16 protein-coding genes are annotated in these 19,425 nt (G+C 58.1%); 11 read left to right on the forward strand and 5 right to left on the reverse strand.

The window, feature by feature from the left end; translation table 11 throughout:
• Window positions 1-3: 3 nt before the first annotated feature.
• The 4 genes from AC1DM5_RS21420 to AC1DM5_RS21435 form a co-directional block, all read right to left on the reverse strand.
• Window positions 4-2,364 (reverse strand): SpoIIE family protein phosphatase, encoded by a 2,361-nt coding sequence (locus AC1DM5_RS21420; RefSeq protein ID WP_477820278.1) that lies wholly within the window; start codon window positions 2,362-2,364, stop codon window positions 4-6.
• The gene (locus tag AC1DM5_RS21425; RefSeq protein WP_477820279.1) at window positions 2,361-3,530 is read right to left on the reverse strand and encodes a methyltransferase domain-containing protein; all 1,170 of its coding nucleotides are present in this window, start codon (window positions 3,528-3,530) and stop codon (window positions 2,361-2,363) included. The genes AC1DM5_RS21420 and AC1DM5_RS21425 overlap by 4 nt, the downstream gene beginning before the upstream one ends.
• Window positions 3,527-4,039 (reverse strand): hypothetical protein, encoded by a 513-nt coding sequence (locus AC1DM5_RS21430; protein WP_477820280.1) that lies wholly within the window; start codon window positions 4,037-4,039, stop codon window positions 3,527-3,529. Before AC1DM5_RS21430 ends, AC1DM5_RS21425 begins: the two co-directional genes overlap by 4 nt.
• 64 nt (window positions 4,040-4,103) lie before the next feature.
• Complete coding sequence (locus AC1DM5_RS21435) at window positions 4,104-5,759, reverse strand: putative bifunctional diguanylate cyclase/phosphodiesterase (RefSeq protein WP_477975552.1); 1,656 nt, start codon at window positions 5,757-5,759, stop codon at window positions 4,104-4,106.
• Window positions 5,760-6,490: 731 nt separating this feature from the next.
• On the opposite strand from AC1DM5_RS21435, the gene AC1DM5_RS21440 reads away from it, so the two are divergent.
• The 7 genes from AC1DM5_RS21440 to AC1DM5_RS21470 are packed head-to-tail and all read left to right on the forward strand — an operon-like array spanning window position 6,491 to window position 13,997.
• On the forward strand, window positions 6,491-8,071 hold the full coding sequence (locus AC1DM5_RS21440) for a TIGR04028 family ABC transporter substrate-binding protein (RefSeq protein ID WP_244430540.1): 1,581 nt from the start codon (window positions 6,491-6,493) through the stop codon (window positions 8,069-8,071).
• 47 nt (window positions 8,072-8,118) lie between these two features.
• Window positions 8,119-9,060 carry an ABC transporter permease gene (locus AC1DM5_RS21445; protein WP_477975554.1) on the forward strand — a complete coding sequence of 314 codons (942 nt, stop codon included), beginning with the start codon at window positions 8,119-8,121 and terminating at the stop codon, window positions 9,058-9,060.
• The gene (locus AC1DM5_RS21450; protein WP_477820283.1) at window positions 9,060-9,977 is read left to right on the forward strand and encodes an ABC transporter permease; all 918 of its coding nucleotides are present in this window, start codon (window positions 9,060-9,062) and stop codon (window positions 9,975-9,977) included. Before AC1DM5_RS21445 ends, AC1DM5_RS21450 begins: the two co-directional genes overlap by 1 nt.
• Window positions 9,974-11,662: a dipeptide ABC transporter ATP-binding protein gene (locus AC1DM5_RS21455; protein ID WP_477975556.1), complete on the forward strand. Its 1,689-nt coding sequence runs from the start codon at window positions 9,974-9,976 to the stop codon at window positions 11,660-11,662. The genes AC1DM5_RS21450 and AC1DM5_RS21455 overlap by 4 nt, the downstream gene beginning before the upstream one ends.
• A gap of 1 nt (window position 11,663) precedes the next feature.
• Window positions 11,664-12,713 (forward strand): putative FMN-dependent luciferase-like monooxygenase, encoded by a 1,050-nt coding sequence (locus AC1DM5_RS21460; RefSeq protein WP_477820285.1) that lies wholly within the window; start codon window positions 11,664-11,666, stop codon window positions 12,711-12,713.
• Between the two features lie 20 nt (window positions 12,714-12,733).
• Window positions 12,734-13,378, forward strand: coding sequence for a CMD domain protein (locus AC1DM5_RS21465; protein WP_477820344.1), 645 nt, complete (start codon window positions 12,734-12,736; stop codon window positions 13,376-13,378).
• Window positions 13,379-13,388: 10 nt separating this feature from the next.
• Window positions 13,389-13,997, forward strand: coding sequence for an alkylhydroperoxidase domain protein (locus AC1DM5_RS21470; protein WP_477820286.1), 609 nt, complete (start codon window positions 13,389-13,391; stop codon window positions 13,995-13,997).
• Window positions 13,998-14,386: 389 nt separating this feature from the next.
• On the opposite strand, the gene AC1DM5_RS21475 is transcribed toward AC1DM5_RS21470, so the two are convergent.
• Window positions 14,387-15,172: an SDR family NAD(P)-dependent oxidoreductase gene (locus AC1DM5_RS21475; RefSeq protein WP_477820287.1), complete on the reverse strand. Its 786-nt coding sequence runs from the start codon at window positions 15,170-15,172 to the stop codon at window positions 14,387-14,389.
• Between the two features lie 161 nt (window positions 15,173-15,333).
• On the opposite strand from AC1DM5_RS21475, the gene AC1DM5_RS21480 reads away from it, so the two are divergent.
• The 4 genes from AC1DM5_RS21480 (at window position 15,334) to AC1DM5_RS21495 (ending at window position 19,334) form a co-directional block, all read left to right on the forward strand.
• The gene (locus AC1DM5_RS21480) at window positions 15,334-16,134 is read left to right on the forward strand and encodes a BtpA/SgcQ family protein (RefSeq protein ID WP_477820288.1); all 801 of its coding nucleotides are present in this window, start codon (window positions 15,334-15,336) and stop codon (window positions 16,132-16,134) included.
• Window positions 16,135-16,148: 14 nt separating this feature from the next.
• On the forward strand, window positions 16,149-17,657 hold the full coding sequence (locus AC1DM5_RS21485) for an FGGY-family carbohydrate kinase (RefSeq protein WP_477820289.1): 1,509 nt from the start codon (window positions 16,149-16,151) through the stop codon (window positions 17,655-17,657).
• Window positions 17,654-18,337 carry an HAD family hydrolase gene (locus tag AC1DM5_RS21490; RefSeq protein WP_477820290.1) on the forward strand — a complete coding sequence of 228 codons (684 nt, stop codon included), beginning with the start codon at window positions 17,654-17,656 and terminating at the stop codon, window positions 18,335-18,337. Before AC1DM5_RS21485 ends, AC1DM5_RS21490 begins: the two co-directional genes overlap by 4 nt.
• A gap of 163 nt (window positions 18,338-18,500) precedes the next feature.
• Window positions 18,501-19,334: a DeoR/GlpR family DNA-binding transcription regulator gene (locus AC1DM5_RS21495; protein WP_477820291.1), complete on the forward strand. Its 834-nt coding sequence runs from the start codon at window positions 18,501-18,503 to the stop codon at window positions 19,332-19,334.
• Window positions 19,335-19,425: the final 91 nt, after the last annotated feature.

Consider the following 19,425-nt stretch of genomic DNA (forward strand, 5'->3'; position numbering starts at 1 on the left):
GCGTCACCTATGTCGTACTGCGAGAAGTGTGATGTCRTCATGGATCTTTTGTGACCCAATAAAATGCATCAATGCCGCAACGATCTCGTAGACGATTTTGTCGGCACTTTCGTTCTTGAGGCGAAGTGCCTCGAGGCACAGACGGTCAATGCCAAACAGTTCTCCAGCGTCGTTCTCGGCTTCCGTCACGCCGTCTGTGTGGAGAAGAATGAGGTCGCCCTTCTCGAACGCAATCGTGCGGGTCTTGATGAACGGGGAAATATCGGCCTGCAGTCCGATCGGTATTCCCAAATCCATAGTATCGATTCGTTCGATCTCGCCGTTCGTCCGTATTACGATCACCTCTTCGTGCTGGCCAGACAGGATCATTTCTTTTCCGTCGTAGTCAAGGAATGCCAAAGTGAGATGCTTGTCGATCTTGGTTCTCACGATATTCTTGAAAAGGGCGCTATTCAGGTCGGTGAGAAATTTGACCGCATCGACATTGCCTGCCTCCTGCAGTGCGCGGGCGACCGATTGAACCATCAACATCAACACTCCGCTTTCGAGCCCGTGCCCGGCGACGTCACCAATGCCGATTTTCAAACGATTGCCGCTTTTCAAAACATCGTAATAGTCGCCACCGACCTCCTCGGCGGGTCTCATGTATGCCGCTATTTCCAGCGCCGGCAGTTCGTCAAGTTCCTGATGTAATGGCAGCACCATCAACTGGATTCTCTCGGCGACGGCCAGTTCTGTCCCAAGTCGTCGATTTTCGCGCTGAAGCTGCGCGTTCAACGTTGAGATCTCTTCCTTTGCATCTTCGATCTGCGCCGTTCGCTCTTCAACGAGTTGCTCGAGATTTTCCGTGTGGAAGCTGATCTCTTCCGCCATCCTGTTGAATGCTTCTCCGGCCTCGCCAACCTCGTCTTTGCTGGCAATGGCAACCCGCACCGAGTAATCCTTCGTCTGGATCCTTCTCGCGGCATTTGCGAGGGCACTGATACCACTCGTTATTCGCTTTGAGGCGGCAAGCACCGCGAGGGTCACGATCGCCAGCGACATCGCGATTGCCAGGACCTGATAGAGCACGATGCGGTTCGTGGCTTCGGAAATCTTGGCTTGTGCCGCGTATAGGGAAGCATCGATTTCTCGTTCAGGTACAGCCAGTACGAGGGACATCGCCTCCTGACGGACCGGGCCGCTGGACCAGAGATTGGTCGCAGGCAGTTTCTTCACGATCACGATGTATGGGACTTTTTGCCCGTCTCGTTCCAACAACAGGTGTTGGATGCCCTGTTCGCGGTCCAGCGCCATTTTCGCAATTTCGGGCTGGGAGCTTCCCTTTAACGACCGCTCCAGTCCGGTCACGCCTGTTCCGCTCGCATCGCTCGCGGATCGCAGGCCGAGGGTCTCTTCGCCTGTATGGTTGATCGCGACGACGTTTCCGTCGGACATTGCGAGGAAGCCAAACCCGGATTGGGCCACTTTAACATTTTCAACAGTCTGCGCGAGTTGGTCGAGCGTGATGTCCGCGCCAGCCGTGCCGGCGACGTCCTTCCTGTCGGCTGTCCATAGGGGATGAAAGAAACTCACGATGAGTTTCCCGGTAATCGCATCGGTATATGGAGCTGTCTGCGTGATATCGTCTGCGACCGGCCGCAAATTCCTATTGGTGGCCCAACTCTGCCAAGACTCGTAGAGCCCGGGAAAAAAGAAGTCCCAGAAATTTGCGTCGTTGTGACCGGGATAAAGACGGTCGAAAGTCTGAGCCTGATCCGTATACGGTGCGGTTCTGAAAATCGGCCTTTCCTTCGAGCCAATGTAATACATCTGAAGCTTGGAAGAACCGTGTTGCAGCAAACTCGGCGCTACGATGTCCAGAACCGAGCTGGCCTGGATGTCGGCCTCGACGTCAGGTCTTGGGCTATGGTCAGGCCTCAGCAGGTAGCCCCAAACGCTCACAACGGAGACAGCGCCCGGAACGTTTTGAGACCAGTTCCCCTTCTGGTCATAAACGAGCCTGACGCTGCCGGGAGAGGTTCGAGCGATCGCCGCGCCGACGTCTAAATTGCGCTCGGGATCGTCGATTTGTGCCTGTAGCACGCCTGCCAGCGTGCCAACATCGTTGTGAACCTGCCGTAACAACAAACTGACCTGGGCAGCGGTGGAGTCGGCATATGTTCCGATGTATTCCTGGCTTGCCGCCTCGAGGCCTTGCCCGACCTCCAGCGTCGCGTCGCGTGACAGCCGTTGGACGTTCCAGAGTGCCAGTCCTCCGCTCACCAGCAGATCAAAAAGGACCGCTCCGCCGACGACCAGAATGAACTTTGCGCGGAATGAACCCAGTTTTATCGGTCTTTTCGAAGATATCCTGTCCATCATAATGGCTTTCGGCCGGACGCCGCCCAGATCGGCCAGCCCGCGTAACCCTTCGGATGAAGGGCCGCGAAAATGTGGTCCTTAAATCCCTGCCTGAACCTGCGAATGAACTCCGGTGTGTCTCCCCGTCGGACAGCCATCTGGCCCGCGTAGACGTTTTCCCAGGCTTCGATGATGTCGGCGAAGTCCTGGGGATCGCCGTCAAGGTTTGTTACCATGAAAGCATCGACCTTGATCGCCTCGAAGCCCGCGTCGGCGAGCAGGTGACGGCTTTTCGGCCCCATCTCGACGTCCATGTCGAAGTGCCTGAACAATTTGGCGACTTCTTCATAGGTCCACTTGATCGTTTCCGCATGTGGCTCGCCCAGGCAATGCGAGTTTTTCTCGTTTGTAATATAGACCCGGCCGCCGGGCTTGCAGATACGGTAGAGCTCCCGCAGCAGCATCTCAGGTCGGTCGAAAATCTGGAGGGAATGCCGGCACGTCACAAAGTCGAATTGATTGTCCCGCAGCAGCATCTGGGACGCATCGCCATAGGTGTATTCGATTTCCTTCAAATCGAAGTCCGCAGCCACTCTACGAGCGTAGTCCAGGCTGCGCACCGAGTGGTCTAGGGCGACAAGGCGGGACGGCTTAAATTCCCGTTGAACCAAGGCTGCGAAATCACCAATCCCGCAGCAGATGTCCGCAACGACAAGACCGCTACGGAGACCGTGACGAGGCAATAGTTCTCTCTCGTGCCTCCATGTCATTTTAGTCTGAGTACGGAGAATGGGAATGAAAGCCTCGTCTTCCACAAAGCTCTGCCCGGGATAAAAGGCCGAGTCGTAAGCTTCCACCGTCAGGTTGGGGTAGCGTTTGGCCAGCTTTTCAAAAACCGGAGTCGACCACGCCATCACGCTCGAGGTCACAATTACGATCTTCCGCTCTGGTCTCGTCCGGCAGCTTTCCATGAGGATATCGGCAAGGGCGGAAAAGGCCGTCATGTTGATATGCGTCAGGCGTTTGACATTGAGGTAGACGACCCCGCTATACCTTTCCAGGCTTTGCTGCATCAGCGACAGGGCATCGGCAATTTCCGCGGCACCTTTTGGCCGTATCTTGCCGGACAAAACCAGCTCTTGGTTTGTCGGATCAAAACGCACTGTGAAGGATGCGGCGTGGCTCATTGAAAGTCCTCGGCCAAGGGGAAATCCGCGACGATCTTCGTGCTCTGCACACCGTCTGTCTCAATCCGGATAGTTGAGCGGAATATTGTCGCCAAATCTCCGAGCAGCGCAGTCGTATCGGCCGTGAACGCCTTCCCGTCTCCTGCCTCACCCGCGAGGGGAGGCCGGAGTTCGATCAGGCTCGCACTTGTGTGACGACCACCGGACAGGTCCTCATAGGGGAGTTCAATTGTCAGGCGATTTGTTGTTGCGTTTCGATGGAGACTGAAACTCATCAAACCTGATTGACCCGACCAGCGGAAAGCAAGTTCAACGAGCTCGTTCGCCGCGACCGAAAGAAAATTCGAGTATCGGGCGGGGTCGCTGTGTCCTTGACCAAGAATGTCGGAGAGATACTCGGTAATCCTGTCGCAAAATCTCCATTCGGATTTCACCAATGCGACATCCATTTCCAGCGACAGCATGAGGGTGAATGCACGGTGATCGATGCTGGTTGCTATCTCTTCCAATACACCCTCCGTTGGTACATGGGTGGCGCATGCCATCCTTTAGAACACGCTGTAACGCTCGCACTCACAATTGCGTGGCGCGGCCTTGGGATGTGTTCGCATGATCGATAAATTCCCCAATCGTCGCGATCGGGAGCGGTCTGCTCACCAAATAGCCTTGCAGCCTGTCGCATCCCGCCTTGCGCAACCAGTTCGCCTGCTGTGCCGTCTCAACCCCTTCGGCGGTGACGCGCATGTGGAGGCCATGTGCAAGCTCAATGACACAGCGCACGATTGCCTGGCTTTTGAAATCGCTTTCGAGATCGGTAATAAAATATCGATCGATTTTTATCGTGTCGAAAGGGAATGTTTTCAGATAGCTGAGGGATGAATATTCTGTCCCGAAGTCGTCGAGGGCGATTTTGATGCCCAGTACGTTGAGAGTATTGAGGGTGTCGATGTTGTTGACAGTCCGCTCGAGCAGCACGCTCTCGGTTATTTCAAGCTCCAGGCGATCCGATGGAAATCCCACAAGATCCAGCGTTTGCGAAATTCGATCGGTAAGGCCGTTTGTCAGGAATTCAGCCGCCGACACATTGACTGCGACGATGTAGTTCTGTGGCCAGGTCATCGCTTCCCGACATGCCTGTTCCAAAACCCATGCGCCTATTTCCGGCATCAAGCCATCTGCTTCGGCCATTGGAATGAAGGTGCTTGCAGGAATACTCCCGAGCAGGGGGTGGTGCCATCTCAGAAGCGCTTCGAAGCCGACGATGGAACCGACCTCGGCGATCGGTTGATACTCCATTGAGAATTGGTGGTTTGCCAGGGCTATTCGAAGGCTCCGGCGCAGTAGCTCGCGCTGCTCCAGCAATTCAAGCATTGAAGGATCAAACGATTTTGCGCGACGGCGACCTTCCTTCTTCGCGGCGTAGAGTGCGACGTCAGACGCCTTCATAAGTTGCTCCGGACTGGCGCCGTCCGGTGGCGCACTTGACACGCCAACGCTGCTACCGACAAACACCGCGATGCCGTCGATCGTGAAGGGCTTCTGGAATGCCGCAACGAGGGCTTCCGCCAGTTGGTGACCCTTGGCCGGATGTCCCGGGCCCATGGAGATGACCATGAATTCGTCACCCGCGAGGCGATAAGCCCTGTCGTCTTCTGCAAGGCATTCTTGAATGCGGCTAGCAGCAAGTTGAAGAAGCTTGTCTCCGGCCGGATGACCCAACGTGTCGTTCACAGGCTTGAAGTCGTCGAGGTCAAGCTGCATCAGAGACAAGGTCTCGCCCGAGGCAGCTATTTCCGTCAACGACACAGCGAGATCCTCGCTAAACTGGCGTCGATTTGGCAAGCCCGTCAACGGATCGTGGGTTGCCAGATGCAATAGGGTTGCTCGTTCATCGTCAAGGCGATCGCCGGATCGAACAACTGCGTACATATTTCCGATCTGAAAGATCGTTAGTCTTTGCGAACCAGGTTTCCTGACATTGACCGACAATCGCAAGGACTGGACGCCTTCGCCCATTGAGCGGAGTGCCTGCATGGTCGCCAATTTGTCCAGTTCTGGAAAATGCTCCCATAGCGACATTGCGGGTGCAAGCGCAGCGGGCAGTTCATCGCCCAGCAAGTTTTTGATCGGATTGAAATCGTGGTCGAAGAACAAGAGCCGATCGATCGGGCTCGGGGCATGTTCCTGTCTATCTTCAGGAGTCGCGCGCGTGGCACGAACTTTACGCATGTCTGAGCTCTCCATGGTCGAGTTTCCTTGAGAACGATCACCGCAACTCAAAGCCGCCACAACTTAGGTATGCATTATCTAATTTAGATAGTCCGGATTAAAAATGTTCAAACCTCTTTTTCGCGCAGGAAATTGCAACTTTCGGCTGGCGCGCCGATTGCTACGCCTTCTCTTTATATAGCTAAAAGTGTGGGTCGGGGACTAGGTCGTGGTGACGATTTAACGTTTTGGAATTCGCGGTTTAAGCAAATCGGATTCAAGACTGGCCGTTGGAGGCGTGTCATGGATATCGACACAGTCAGCGTCGACCAATGGTCTCGGATCGGACCTTTTGTGCCCGCAGGGCGCTAGGGGCGGCGAGGGTCACGCTCTAAACAATCGTCGCGTCGTCGATGCGTTGATCTGGATGGCCCGGTCAGGCGCATGCGGGCGCGATTTGCCTGCGCAGTATGACGACGATCTGACGGTCGAGCGGACGCCATCACGGCTGGATCGAGATGGGTGTGCTGGAACACGCCGCTCCCTTCCGCATCGGATGTCGGTCACGGCAATCGCGTGCGCAATGCTGCGCGATCCTCGGGGAGTTCGTTTCACACCTCAGGCTAAAAATAGAATACAAATTCTATGTACTAAATGATGATAGAGCTAGCTTGATCCCCGTATCAATTTCGGGGCTTTTCAAAATGGGCATCAAAGCCAGACTCACTGCCGCAACATTCCTGGGCGCATGGATGTCGCTTACTGCGACCGCGTTCTCTGCCGATCAGCCGGTCAAGGGCGGGACGCTGATCTATCTGGAGCAGCAGGCGCACACCAATCTCTATTCGCCGGCCGGTGGCTTCTATCCGAACGGCGGTATTCTCAACCAGATCACGGATAAGCTGACCTACCAGAACCCAAAGACGCTCGAAATCGAGCCGTGGATCGCTGAATCCTGGACGGTCAATGACGATGCGACGCAATATACGTTCAAGATCCGGCAGGGCGTGACATTCTCGGACGGTTCGCCGCTCGACGCCAATGCGGTTGCCAAAAACTATGACGTCTACGGTCTGGGCGACAAGGGTCTCAAGCTTCCGGTGTCGGAAGTGATCAATAATTATGATCACAGCGAAGTCGTCGATCCCTACACGGTGAAGTTCTACTTCAAGCGGCCATCGCCGGGCTTCCTGCAGGGTACATCGGTCATTGGCTCCGGCCTGGTCTCCCTGAAGACGCTTTCCTTGCCATTTGAACAACTGGGCGATGCGACCAAGATTATCGGTTCCGGACCGTTCGTCGTCGAAAGCGAAACCCTGGGCAAGGAATTATCGCTGAAAGCCCGTGACGACTATAGCTGGGGACCAGCCAAGCTGGAGCACCAGGGCAGGGCGTATCTCGACGGTATAAAATATATCGTCACTGGTGAAGACAGTGTGCGAATTGGAGCTCTTCTATCGGGTCAAGCTGACTTTATCCGCCAGGTACAGGCCTATGACGAGGAGCAGGTCGAAGCGCAAGGTTACAAGATCTATGCCGCCCCGACACGCGGTGTGAACAACAGCGTCGTGTTCCGGCCTGACAATCCGCTCGTTGCGGACCTTCACGTTCGCCAAGCCCTTCTTCACGGAACCAATGCGCAGGAAATCGTAACGACGCTATTTTCAGACCATTACCCTCAGGCAAAATCGATCATCGCCTCGACCGCTCAGGGCTATGTCGATCTCTCTTCCAAGCTGAATTACGATCCCGAGCAGGCCGCCAAGCTCTTGGATCAGGCCGGTTGGACGCTCGGCGCTGATGGGCAGCGCGGGAAGGATGGGCAGAAGCTCGTCCTGACCGCCTATGAATCGCTGCCGCAGCCACAGAACAAGGCGACGCTTCAGCTGGTCGCCCAGCAATGGGCAAAGCTTGGCGTGACGCTGAACGTGTTGGCTGGCGACGCGGGCAGCAAGACGTTGGACGATCTCGATCCGGCAAAAACCCCGGTAGCACCGGCAATGGTCGGCCGCGCCGATCCGGACGTGATCAAGAGCAACTACTATCCGAAAAACCGGGACGTTCTGCGTCAGAAGGGCGGTCAGAGCGACAAGGTGAAGAGCTTCGTCGACGACAAGCTCAACCACCTGTTGGAGGGCCTCTCCTCTGAACCCAATCGTGACAAGCGCCTGGCCATCGCCGCCGACATCCAGAACTACGTCCTCGACCAGGCCTATGCCATCCCGATCTTCGAGGAGCCGCAGGCCTTTGCGGGTGCTCCCTACGTCAACGGCGTTGCCTTCGAAGCCGTCGGTCGACCCTCCTTCTACAGTACCTGGCTTGCCGAACACTGAGGAGCACAAGCTGGCCCGGTGTGGCCGGGCCAGCTTTGGAGATCGTCATGGCTAAATATTTTTTCTCGAGGATCGGACAGGCATTGCTCGTTTTATGGGCTGCCTTTACCGTTTCATTCGTCCTGCTCCAAGCCTTGCCCGGTGACGCGGTCCTGATCARGTTTCAGAACCCGGACTACGGACTAAGCCCCGAACAGATTGCCGACATCCGCGCTGCCTATGCGGCGGACGGGACGATCTTTTCGCAATATCTCCATGCCATCGGCAATTTTCTCACCGGAAACTTCGGCTATTCACTGCAGGCTGGCGTTGCGGTGCGGGATCAAATCGCGACCAACCTTCCGCCAACCCTTTGGCTCGCCGGACTGGGCCTTCTTGGCGCCATCCTGCTGTCAGTCTTGATCGCGATACTTGCAAACCTGCCGCCCTTGAGATGGCTTCGATCGCTGGCGCACTCGATCCCTTCTCTCTTCATCTCGGTTCCGACCTTCTGGCTCGGAATCATGCTGATCCAGATTTTTTCGTTCCGCTTCCGGCTTGTGCCGGTCATCAACCCAGGTCCGTGGCAAGGCTTGATCCTGCCTGTCCTGACCGTTGCCGTTCCAATTTCCGCGCCTCTCGCCCAGATCCTTCTGCGCAACATCGATGAGATGCTCACTCGCCCGTTCGTTCCGGTCGCCCGCGCCAAGGGGGCTTCACATGTCTGGGTCCTGTGGCGGCATGTGGCCAAAAACGCCCTGCTTCCCGTGATGACCGTGGCAGGCCTCCTGTTCGGAGAGTTGATTGCCGGAGCGGTCATCACGGAAACCGTATTTGGTCGCAATGGCATCGGAAGCCTCGCAGAGCAGGCTGTCAATTTCCAGGATGTCGCTGTCCTGCAGGCGATCGTCGTTATCTCCGCCGCAGCCTTCGTCGCTATCAGTCTGGCCGTGGACCTTCTCTACCCGGTCTTCGATCCGCGCCTGAGAACAAAGCTGGGGGGCGCCTGATGAGCCACGTTGAAGCACCCGAACCTCATTTCAATATCGATAGCCCTGATCCGGTCGACTGGACGGCACCGGCGAGCCGGGATGCTCGTGGCGATACAAGATCGATCAGCCGAAAGCGGCGCCTTGCCATTGAACCAGGCCTGTTGCTTGCCTCAATAGTGCTCGCAATCGTTCTGCTTGCGGCCATCGCGCCCGGCTTGTTCACGTCCTACAATCCGATTGAGGGGATTCCACGTCAGCAGTTGAAGCCACCAAGTGCGCTCCATCTGCTTGGCACCGATTCTCTGGGTCGTGACCTCTATGCCAGGCTTGTCTACGGGGCGGTCCATTCATTGTCGGGTGCACTTGCCGCAGTCGGCATCGGGCTGGTTGTCGGAACAACACTTGGGCTTCTTGCCGGATCCCTGGGTGGATGGGTCGAAACCATCGTCATGCGGATTGTCGATGTCCTGCTGTCCGTTCCCGTGCTCCTATTGTCGCTCAGCATCATCATTCTCCTGGGCTTCGGCACGATAAACGCTGCGATAGCAGTCGGCGTGACCTCGATCGCGAGCTTTGCCCGTCTGGTTCGGTCGGAAGTCGTCACGGTCAGGCGAAGCGACTATGTCGAGGCGTCCTTCGGCAGTGGTGGAAGCTTCCTGAAAGTGCTCTGGCGGCACATCCTCCCGAACTCGCTGACCTCCGTCATTGCCTACACCGCCTTGCAGATCGGTTGGGCGATCCTGCAACTGTCGACGCTCGGTTTCCTCGGCTATGGCGCGCCGCCGCCGACACCGGAATGGGGCCTGTTGATTGCCGAAGGACGAAACTATGTCGCCACCGCCTGGTGGCTGACGGCCGCCCCGGGGATCGTCGTTGTCGTCGTGGTGTTATCGGTAAACCGCATCAGCCAAGCCATTGGAAAGGGATCTCGATGAACCGTCCTCTCTCCAACCCTGTCGAGGGCAGCGCCCGACCGGAGCCTGTCCTCGACGTATCGGGGCTGACGGTCGGGTATCAAGATGGTGACCAGGTCCGTGTGGCCGTCGATGAGATCGATTTCAACGTGGCAGCCGGCGAAGTGGTCGCGCTGGTCGGCGAGTCCGGCTCTGGGAAAACCTCTTCGGCCCAGGCCATCATCGGTCTGCTCGCTGACAATGGCCGCATCATCAGCGGCACGATCCGGCTCAACGGAACGGATATTTCCGGCTGGCCGCAAAAGCGCCTCGACGCGATCCGTGGCTCGGTTGTGAGCCTGATCCCGCAGGATCCCGGAAACTCGCTGAACCCGATCAAGACAATCGGCAAACAGGTTGCGGAGATCCTTGCCATTCATGGCCATGCAACCGGGCCCGTCGCCTATTCGCAGGCAATCGAGCTATTGGAACGGGTCGGCTTGTCGGAGCCCAGGCTTCGCGCGCAGCAATATCCCCATGAGCTTTCCGGCGGCATGAAACAACGCGTTCTCATTGCAATCGCGATCGCATTGAAGCCGGCCCTGATCATCGCTGATGAGCCGACCAGCGCACTCGATGTCACAGTACAGAAGCATATCCTTGATCTCATCGACGAATTGCGCAGCGAGTTCGGGACGGCGGTGCTTCTGGTCACCCACGATCTCGGTGTGGCGGCCGATCGTTCGAACCGGCTCATCGTCCTGAAGCAAGGCCGCATTCAAGAACAGGGCCGCACAGCCGACATCCTGGCAAACCCGAAAAGCGCCTATACCCGGCAGCTTCTTGCGGATGTCCCGTCTTTGAACTTGAAGACGCGCCGCACAGAGGCCAGGCACGTGAGCAGGCCCGCAACGGACGACGTTCTTGTCGTCGAGAACCTTGTCCAGGACTTCGGTCTCGGCAAGAGCGATAGCTTTCGTGCAGTTGATGACATCTCCTTCCGGGTTCGCCGCGGAACCACTCACGCGGTTGTCGGCGAGTCTGGCTCAGGTAAGACCACAACGATCCGGATCGTTTCGGCCTTTCAGAAGCCGACATCGGGGAGGGTGATTGTCGATGGTCTCGACCTTGCCACTCTGCGCGGGGAGACCCTGCGACAATTCCGCAAGAAGATACAGCTGGTTTATCAAAACCCATTTGGATCCCTCGATCCCCGCCAGAGTATCTTCCGTATTGTTGAAGAGCCGCTTTTAAACTTCGAGCCTCTGTCCAAAGACGAAAGGGCAAGACGTGTGGCAACGACGATCGAGAGGGTTGGCTTGCCCCTCGACGTCCTGCAGCGCCGGCCGCGAGCATTGTCGGGTGGACAACGCCAACGCGTTGCAATTGCCCGCGCCTTGGTGTTGAAACCGGAAATTCTTGTGCTCGATGAAGCCGTATCGGCCCTCGACGTGACCGTGCAAGCGCAGATCCTTGCTTTGCTCGACGAGCTCCAGCGCGATCTCGGCCTGACCTATCTCTTCGTTTCCCATGATCTCGCCGTGGTCGGGCAGATCGCCGACACCGTCTCGGTCCTGAACAGCGGACGTGTCGTTGATAGCGGACCCGTAGAAGAGGTCTTCCGCAATCCGAAGAGCGCCTATACGCGCGAATTGATCGACGCGATCCCAGGCAAGAAACTTGTTCACCGTGCCGTTCAGCCAACGACGTCCAATGCAGGAAAATAGCATGACCCGGACAGATATCCCCAAAAAGCTCGGCTTCTTCAGCCGAGTGCTTGATCAGGCGGACCCCGCCACCCGTTACCGGCTTGTGGCCGAGCAGATTGTTCACGCCGAGGCATTCGGTTTCGACACTGCCTGGGTAGCGCAACATCATTTCAACGGCGATGAAGGGGGGTTGCCAGCCCCCCTGGTGTTTCTGGCCGATGTTGCCGCAAGAACCTCGCGCATCCGCTTGGGCACAGGCGTCATAACCCTACCTATGGAAGACCCGGTTCGTGTCGCAGAAGACACTGCCGTTCTCGATCTGCTTTCCAATGGTCGTCTTGAGGTCGGCTTTGGCACTGGCGGGACGCCGCAATCCTTCCTGCCGTTCGGACTGGAAAGCAGTGATCGTGGATCCGTCTACGCCAGGCATCTGGCAACGGTTCGTGACGCTTGGGCGGGCAGGGCGCTTGCCGGCGATAATTATCTCTATCCCGCAGGCGGGGACCTCGGCGATCGTGTCTGGCAGGCAACATTCTCTGTGGGCGGCGGTGAGCGAGCAGGGCGAGATGGCGATGGTCTGATGTTGTCACGCACCCAACCCCGGCCGGCCGAGACGCCGAAAGCGGAACTTTGGGAGTTGCAGAACCCGATCATCGACACTTATCTGGCTGCCCTCCCAGAGGGGCGTGCCCCGCGCGTCCTGGGCTCTCGAAGCCTGTTCGTCGCAGACGACCGCAAAGAGGCACTTCATTTCGCCGAGATTGGTCTCAACCGCAGCGTCGAGCGCTTCGTCGCCAACGGACACAAGGTCAACGCATCGACGACCGCAGAGCTCATCAAGGCCTTCGACGTCCATGTCGGGACGCCCGATGACGTGATTGCCTCTTTAAAGGCCGATCAGTCGCTCGCACGGGTCACCGATCTCGTTTTCCAGGTCCATTCGGTCGATCCGCCTCATTCCTACATCCTGCGCTCACTGGAATTGATCGCAACGGAGGTCGCACCGGCGCTCGGATGGCTGGGCGCCACGCGCAATTCTCAACCGCGGCGTCACGCTGCTTCAGCCTGAATTCATTGGAGGGAAATTCCATGCCGTCATCAAAGTCATCGTCAAAGGATGTGATCGATCTTCTGGCCGGGATAGAACCTGGCTCATTCGTGGATCGAATTCGTGCCGAGCGGCCGGAAACCAGGCTGAATGCACAGAAGAGCTATCTGGCGCTGTTCGAGCCCCGCGAAGAAGGCGATGTCACGCGTGGAGAGCGACTGGCACTCGCCACTTTCGTCGCCAGGCTCCACCAGGCCGACGAAGCGAGCGGGTTTTACGATGCTGGTCTTAACGAATTATCCGGAGGATCTTCCCTTTCTGGCGCGGTGAGAGCCGAAGTGGATCATGGCGTGACCAATGGTCCCTATGGTTCCTATCCCGAGGGTCCTTTATCCGCCGAAAACAAGGAAGGGCTTGTCTTTGCCGTGTCCGATATTGGCCGCGCGGTATTGGGAGAGAAACTGAGCGCAGGATTGGAGCACACCCATCTCTTGGTGTTTCGTCCACGCGACGCCAGTCCGAATGCACTTCAGAGCCTGTTGGATGCAGGCTGGTCGACGACCGGGATCGTCACGCTCTCGCAGATCGTCGCGTTTCTCTCGTTCCAGATCAGGGTGATCAAGGGGCTCAAGGCGCTTGACGCCGCCGGCGCCGGACAGGCTGCCTCCTCGGCAGCTGCAGAATAGGAAGCTTGATATGACTGAATCGGTTATTCGTCCGAACGTCGAAAATTCTCCGAACGTCTTCACGCAAGACGAAATCGGCTGGACGCCTTGGCTTGAACCTCTCTTAGAGTCCGATCTTACGGACCGGCATTGGGCAGGTCTTGTGGATGCTGCGCGGTCCAAGTCTCCATACTTCATGCTGCTCGTGCGAGATCCGGACACGCTCGAGGCGCGCACGAAGACGGACAAGGACATATTTTATAATACGACGTCCGGCCTGCCTCGTGCGGAAAGGGAACTTGCCGCAACGGCTGCCTCGCGTACGAATGGCTGCATCTTCTGCGCATCCGTTCACTCGCGGTTTGCCTCCCATCACTCCAAGCGGACCGAAAACGTGGAACGGCTTCTGAAGGAAGGCACAGAAGTGGATCTCGGCAGCCGTCGCTGGAACGCGGTGGTCGCGGCATCGGTCGCGATCACCGCAACGCCCACGGAGTTCGACCTCGAGGATATTGTGGGTCTTCGGGAGGAGGGGCTGTCGGACCTGGAGATTGCCGACGTTATTCACGGGGCAGCCTTCTTCAATTGGGCGAACCGACTGATGCTCTCGCTCGGTGAGCCCACGCCCGCGGGCCGGTAGTGTCCATCTTGAAGGTTGAGGCGGGACCCGAAAGGTCCCGCCGGCCTCGCGCCTGTCTGATCTGACAGGTTCGGCTGGGCGTAAGCAGCGCCAGTGACGGTTAGCGAAGGCTTCCCGACGACAAGCCCCCGCCGGCGATCGCCAACAAAAGAATTCTGTTGCTGCATTGCCTTGAAAACGCGACGGTCGCCTTTTGTCTATTAAGCTGACAAATCTTTACCGCCTCGACCGCTGCAAGCCGGATCTATTTTTGCGTCAGCCAGGCCGTTCACCTTGCGGCTGAAGGCATCCGATAGCCTACCCCAGCTGCACAAAACTCTGAAACCGGAATACCCGTTTGGCGGCATCTCCTTGCACTTGTGCTCAGGTCCGCTTGCCGTCCCGGCCCATCACGTCATATAGACGCCACCGGTAACGTTGATGCCCTGGCCGGTCATGAAGCGAGCGCTGTCAGAGCATAGGAAGACGACCACGTCGGCGACGTCCTCAGGTGTCTCGATGCGACCAAGCGGTGTTTGCCCGACATATTCGTTGAAAACCTGCTCCGGCGTGATGCTTCGCAAGGTGGCCTCCCACTCGATCTCGCGGCTCTGCATTCCGGTCTTGACGAAGCCAGGGCAAACGGCGTTCACCCTGATCCCCTGGGGAGCAAGCTCGCGCGCCAGCGCCTGCGTCCAGCCGAGCACCGCAAACTTGCTCGCGGAATAGTGCGCCAGAAGCGGAGCGCCAACCTTGGCGGCCAGCGATGCGGTGTTGACGATGCAGCCGCGGCCTTGTTCCGAGAAATGACGCCCGGCGATCTGGTTGGTCAGGAATATGCCGCGAGTGTTCACATCGAAGTTGAAATCCCATTCCTCGTCGGTCAGTTCCAGCGCCTTCTGCATGGTCGAAACCCCGGCATTGGCAATCAGGATATCAATGCTGCCCAGTTTCTCCAGCGCGCTCGAAAAAGCCGCCTGCACCGACGCGCGCTTGCGCACATCGACCTCAAGGGCAATCGCGCCGTTTCCGATTTCCTGCGCCGCCTTTTCGGCAGATCGCACATCGATATCCGCAATGGCGATCGTTACGCCCTGCCGGGCGAGCGCCTTTGCGATGGCAAGACCGATGCCGGTACCGCCTCCGGTAAGGAAGGCACGGCGCTCGCGTAGTTCTGGGAAACTCGGATGAGTCATGACTGCTCCTTATTATGCTGCACCACGATAAGAAACAAAATCGAACTTATCAAATGTTTTTTTTGTTTGCTTGCGTTCGTTTCTCTGTCTATGCTTTCGACATCTCACACCGGACGGGTAGTTTCGCCCGGAAAAGTCTGACGCCGCTAAAGGATCTGGAAATGGTTTTTGACTGCTTTGGAGCCCGCAAGAAAGTCGTGATCTCCATGGCCCATATAGGGGCGCTGCCGGGTTCTCCGCTCTATGATGCCGATGGCGGCGTCCAGAAACTGATCGATGACGTAATGTCGGATGTGGAGAAGCTTCAGGCCGGCGGCGTGGACGCCATCATGTTCGGCAATGAAAACGACCGCCCGTATGTGTTCAAGGGCTCGCCGGAAGGCATCGCGGCCATGACGGCTATCGTGCAGGCGATCAAGCCGTCGCTGAAAGTACCGTTCGGCGTCAACTACCTGTGGGATCCGCTGGCCAGCGTCGCCATCGGGGCCGTCACCGGCGCAAGCTTCGTGCGCGAGATCTTCACGGGCCTGTTCGCCTCGGACATGGGATTGTGGCAGCCGGATTGCGCCAGCGCCGCGCGCCTGCGCGCCACTCTCGGCCGCAAGGACATGAAGATGCTGTTCAACATCAACGCGGAATTCGCCCATTCTCTCGACCAGCGCCCGATTGCTCTTCGCGCCAGGAGCGCCGTCTTCTCCTCGCTTGCCGATGCGATCCTCGTTTCGGGCCCGATTACCGGCCAGCCGGCCAATCAGTCGGACTTGCGCGATGTCTGCGACGTCATAAAGGATGTCCCGGTCTTCGCCAATACGGGCGTCAACATCGACAACGTCCGGGATATTCTCGGCATGGCGCAGGGTGTCGTCATCGGCACCCATTTCAAGGTCGACGGCAACACCTGGAATGCGGTTGACGCAAGTCGCGTCAAACGCTTCATGGACGTAGTCGAAACATTGCGCTGAGACGGAACCGCTTCATGACCGTTGTTCTTGGCCTGGATATCGGGACGACCTCGACCATCGGCATCCTGGTCGGGCTACCTGACCGCATATTGGCGACCGCTACCCGCCCGGTCACGCTTTTCTCCCCCCACGCCGGATGGGCCGAGGAGAACCCGGCCGAATGGTGGGCCAATGTGCGTGCCATCGTGACGGAACTCCTGAACGCGAGCGGCATCGAAGCGTCCGAGGTCAAGGCCGTCGGCGTCACCGGCATGTTGCCGGCTGTGGTGCTGCTTGACGGCGAGGGTAACGTGCTGCGTCCGAGCATCCAGCAGAGCGATGGCCGCTGCGGGGCGGAGGTTGCCGAACTTCGGCAGGAATGGAACGAGCCCGATTTTCTCAAGCGGGCCGGCAATGGCATCAACCAACAACTCGTCACGGCCAAGCTGCGCTGGATCGAGCGGCATGAGCCGGAAGTCTTCTCCCGCATTGCCACTGTGTTCGGCTCCTACGACTACATCAACTATCGCCTGACAGGCAGCCGGGCCATGGAGCAGAACTGGGCGCTCGAAGCAGGTTTCGTGGATATTTCGACGGGCCTTGTCGACGAGGAGCTGATCTGCCTTGCCCATGTCAGGCCCGACGTCCTTCCGCCCAAGCGGGCTTCGCACGAGATCATGGGCTTGATCGATGCCCGCGGCGCGAGCGAGACTGGCCTGGCGGCCGGCACGCCAGTCGTCGGCGGCGCGGCCGACATGATCGCCTCGGCGCTCGGGGCAGGTGTCATTGATGCGGGCGACGTGCTCCTGAAATTCGGCGGAGCGGTCGACATTCTCACAGCAACCGATCTCGTCAAGCCCGATCCGCGCCTGTTTCTGGACTACCATCTCGTGCCGGGCCTGTTCATGCCGAATGGCTGCATGTCGACTGGCGGTTCGGCCCTCAACTGGTTCGTCGAGACATTTGCTGGAGGCGAGCGGGAAGCGGCGCGGGCCGCGGGGCGAAGCCTTCATCAGCATCTTGATGTCCTGGCTTCTGCCAAACCTGCAGGCGCCGACGGGCTGACCATTCTGCCATATCTGCTCGGGGAGAAGACCCCGATACATGATCCCGCAGCGCGCGGCGTCATTGAAGGGCTCACGCTTTCGCACGATATCGGCCATCTCTGGCGAGCCCTCCTGGAGGCCTATGCCTATGCGATTCGCCACCATATCGAGGTTCTGGTCGATATGGGCCACCATCTCAGGCGCTTCCTCGTGTCGGATGGCGGATCGCAGAGTACCGTCTGGATGCAGATCGTTGCGGATGTGCTGAATGCGCCGGTCCAGCGCCTGTCCGGTCATCCTGGCTCCTGCATCGGGGCGGCATGGACGGCAGCGATCGGCGTCGGCCTTGAAAACGACTGGCGGGGCGTGACCCGCTTCGTCACCTTTTCCGAAGTCCTGCAGCCGCAGGCCGAGAATGTTGCTTCATACCGGGAGGGTTACCTCCGCTACCGTGACCTCTACGAACGGCTCGCGCCGCGCTGGAGAGCCGGCTCGTGAGTGATGCCGGCTTTCTGGCCGTTGCGTGGGATATCGACGGAACGCTGGTCGACAGCGAGCCGTTGCACCATCGTGCACTTGTGGCGGCATCGTGGGGGTTTGGCGTCGACCTGTCCGATCTTCCGGATATGGCGTTTCGCGGCGTCCACATGGGCGACGTCTGGAAGCTGTTGCGCTCCCGCCTGCCGCGAGGGCTCGCAGAACAGGAATGGCTGGACGCGATCAATTGCCACTATAGTGAAAACCGGCACAGCCTGCAGGCCGTGCCAGGAGCGGTCGAAACCATCCGGATGCTCGCCGATATCGGCATTCCGCAAGTATGCGTTTCCAATTCCTGCAGGCCCGTCGTCGACGCCAATCTCGATGCCATGGGCATTTCCTCCTGCATCCGTTTTTCGATCAGCCTCGATGATGTAGCGGAGGGCAAACCCTCGCCCATGCCGTATCGCAACGCGGCAGAACGGCTGGGGTTTTCTCCTGCATCGATCGTGGCTGTCGAAGACAGTCACACTGGTCTCGCCTCCGCCAGGGCCGCAGGTCTCTATTCTGTGCTTTTCACCATGCAGAAGGGTGGTCTTAAGGAAGAGGACACGGACCGACGACCGGATCTGACGATCGACGCGCTGGCCGGCGTCGCAGCGCTCTTTTCGACAGGCAATGCAACCAGTCATACGCGTTAGGCGAAATGTGCAGCCTGTACTTCCGCACAGAGGTGATCATAATCGTCTGTGCATGGCGTGTTTGATTCGAACAAGCTTTGTTTGAAACGCTTTCCCTTTCGGCTAAGCTAGCTTTTATCTTCGTCGCAACGGACATTGGCGACAAACGAAAGACAAGAGGCAGATGGCGAGGGAACAGTCGGCGTTGAAAACGAATGAACGGCCCAAATTCCTGGCGCAGGTCAGGCAGGCCGCAATTGTCGAAGCGATCGGCCGCTTCGGCTCGGTGACCGTAAGCGATCTGGCCCAGCAGCTCTCGGTGTCGGAAATGACCGTCCGCCGCGATCTCGTAGAACTCGAAAAGGACGGCAAGCTTATTCGCACCCATGGCGGCGCGGTGAAGCCAGATCGTGCGCCGGCGATGCCGGTCAGCGAAAGTGCCGACAGCGAAGAGCCAGCCTTCGAAACCCGCCTTGTTCGAAACGAGAACCTGAAGAGGCGGATTGCTTCTGCCGCCGTCGATCTTGCGGCGGGAGCTCGCAGTATCGCGCTCGACGTTGGAACGACCACCTATTTCGTATCGGAAACCCTGGCGGTACGTCCGCACACGAAGATCTTCACCAACAGCATTCGCAGCGCCGCACATCTGGCCGGAAGGGGAGCGGAGATCTATCTCGCCGGCGGTCGAATCCGCGGCGAGGAAATGTCCACAAGCGGTTCTTCCGCCGTGAGCCAGTTCGAATCCCTGTGGTTCGACGTGGCCTTCGTCGGTGTTTCCGGCCTGACGCCTGAAGGGATCTTCGACTATTCGTTCGAAGAAACGGACATGAAGCGTATCTATCTTTCACGAGCGTCCCGGCGTGTGGTGTTGTGCGATTCAACCAAATTCAACAATATGTCTCTGGTGTACGTGGCCGCGTTGACGGAGTTCAATACGCTTATCTGTGACGAAATGCCGACGGGTGACCTCTACAAGGCGCTGACCAACGCAAACGTGGAAATTATCGTCGCCAATTGACCGGCCCCGTTCCGCATACCCACGAAGCAATGTCCCTAAATTCGGATCACGATTGCTTGCCGAGAACGTGCTTGTCCTTTGAAGACGTAAA

This window comes from Rhizobium sp. 01T437 (assembly GCF_056398505.1).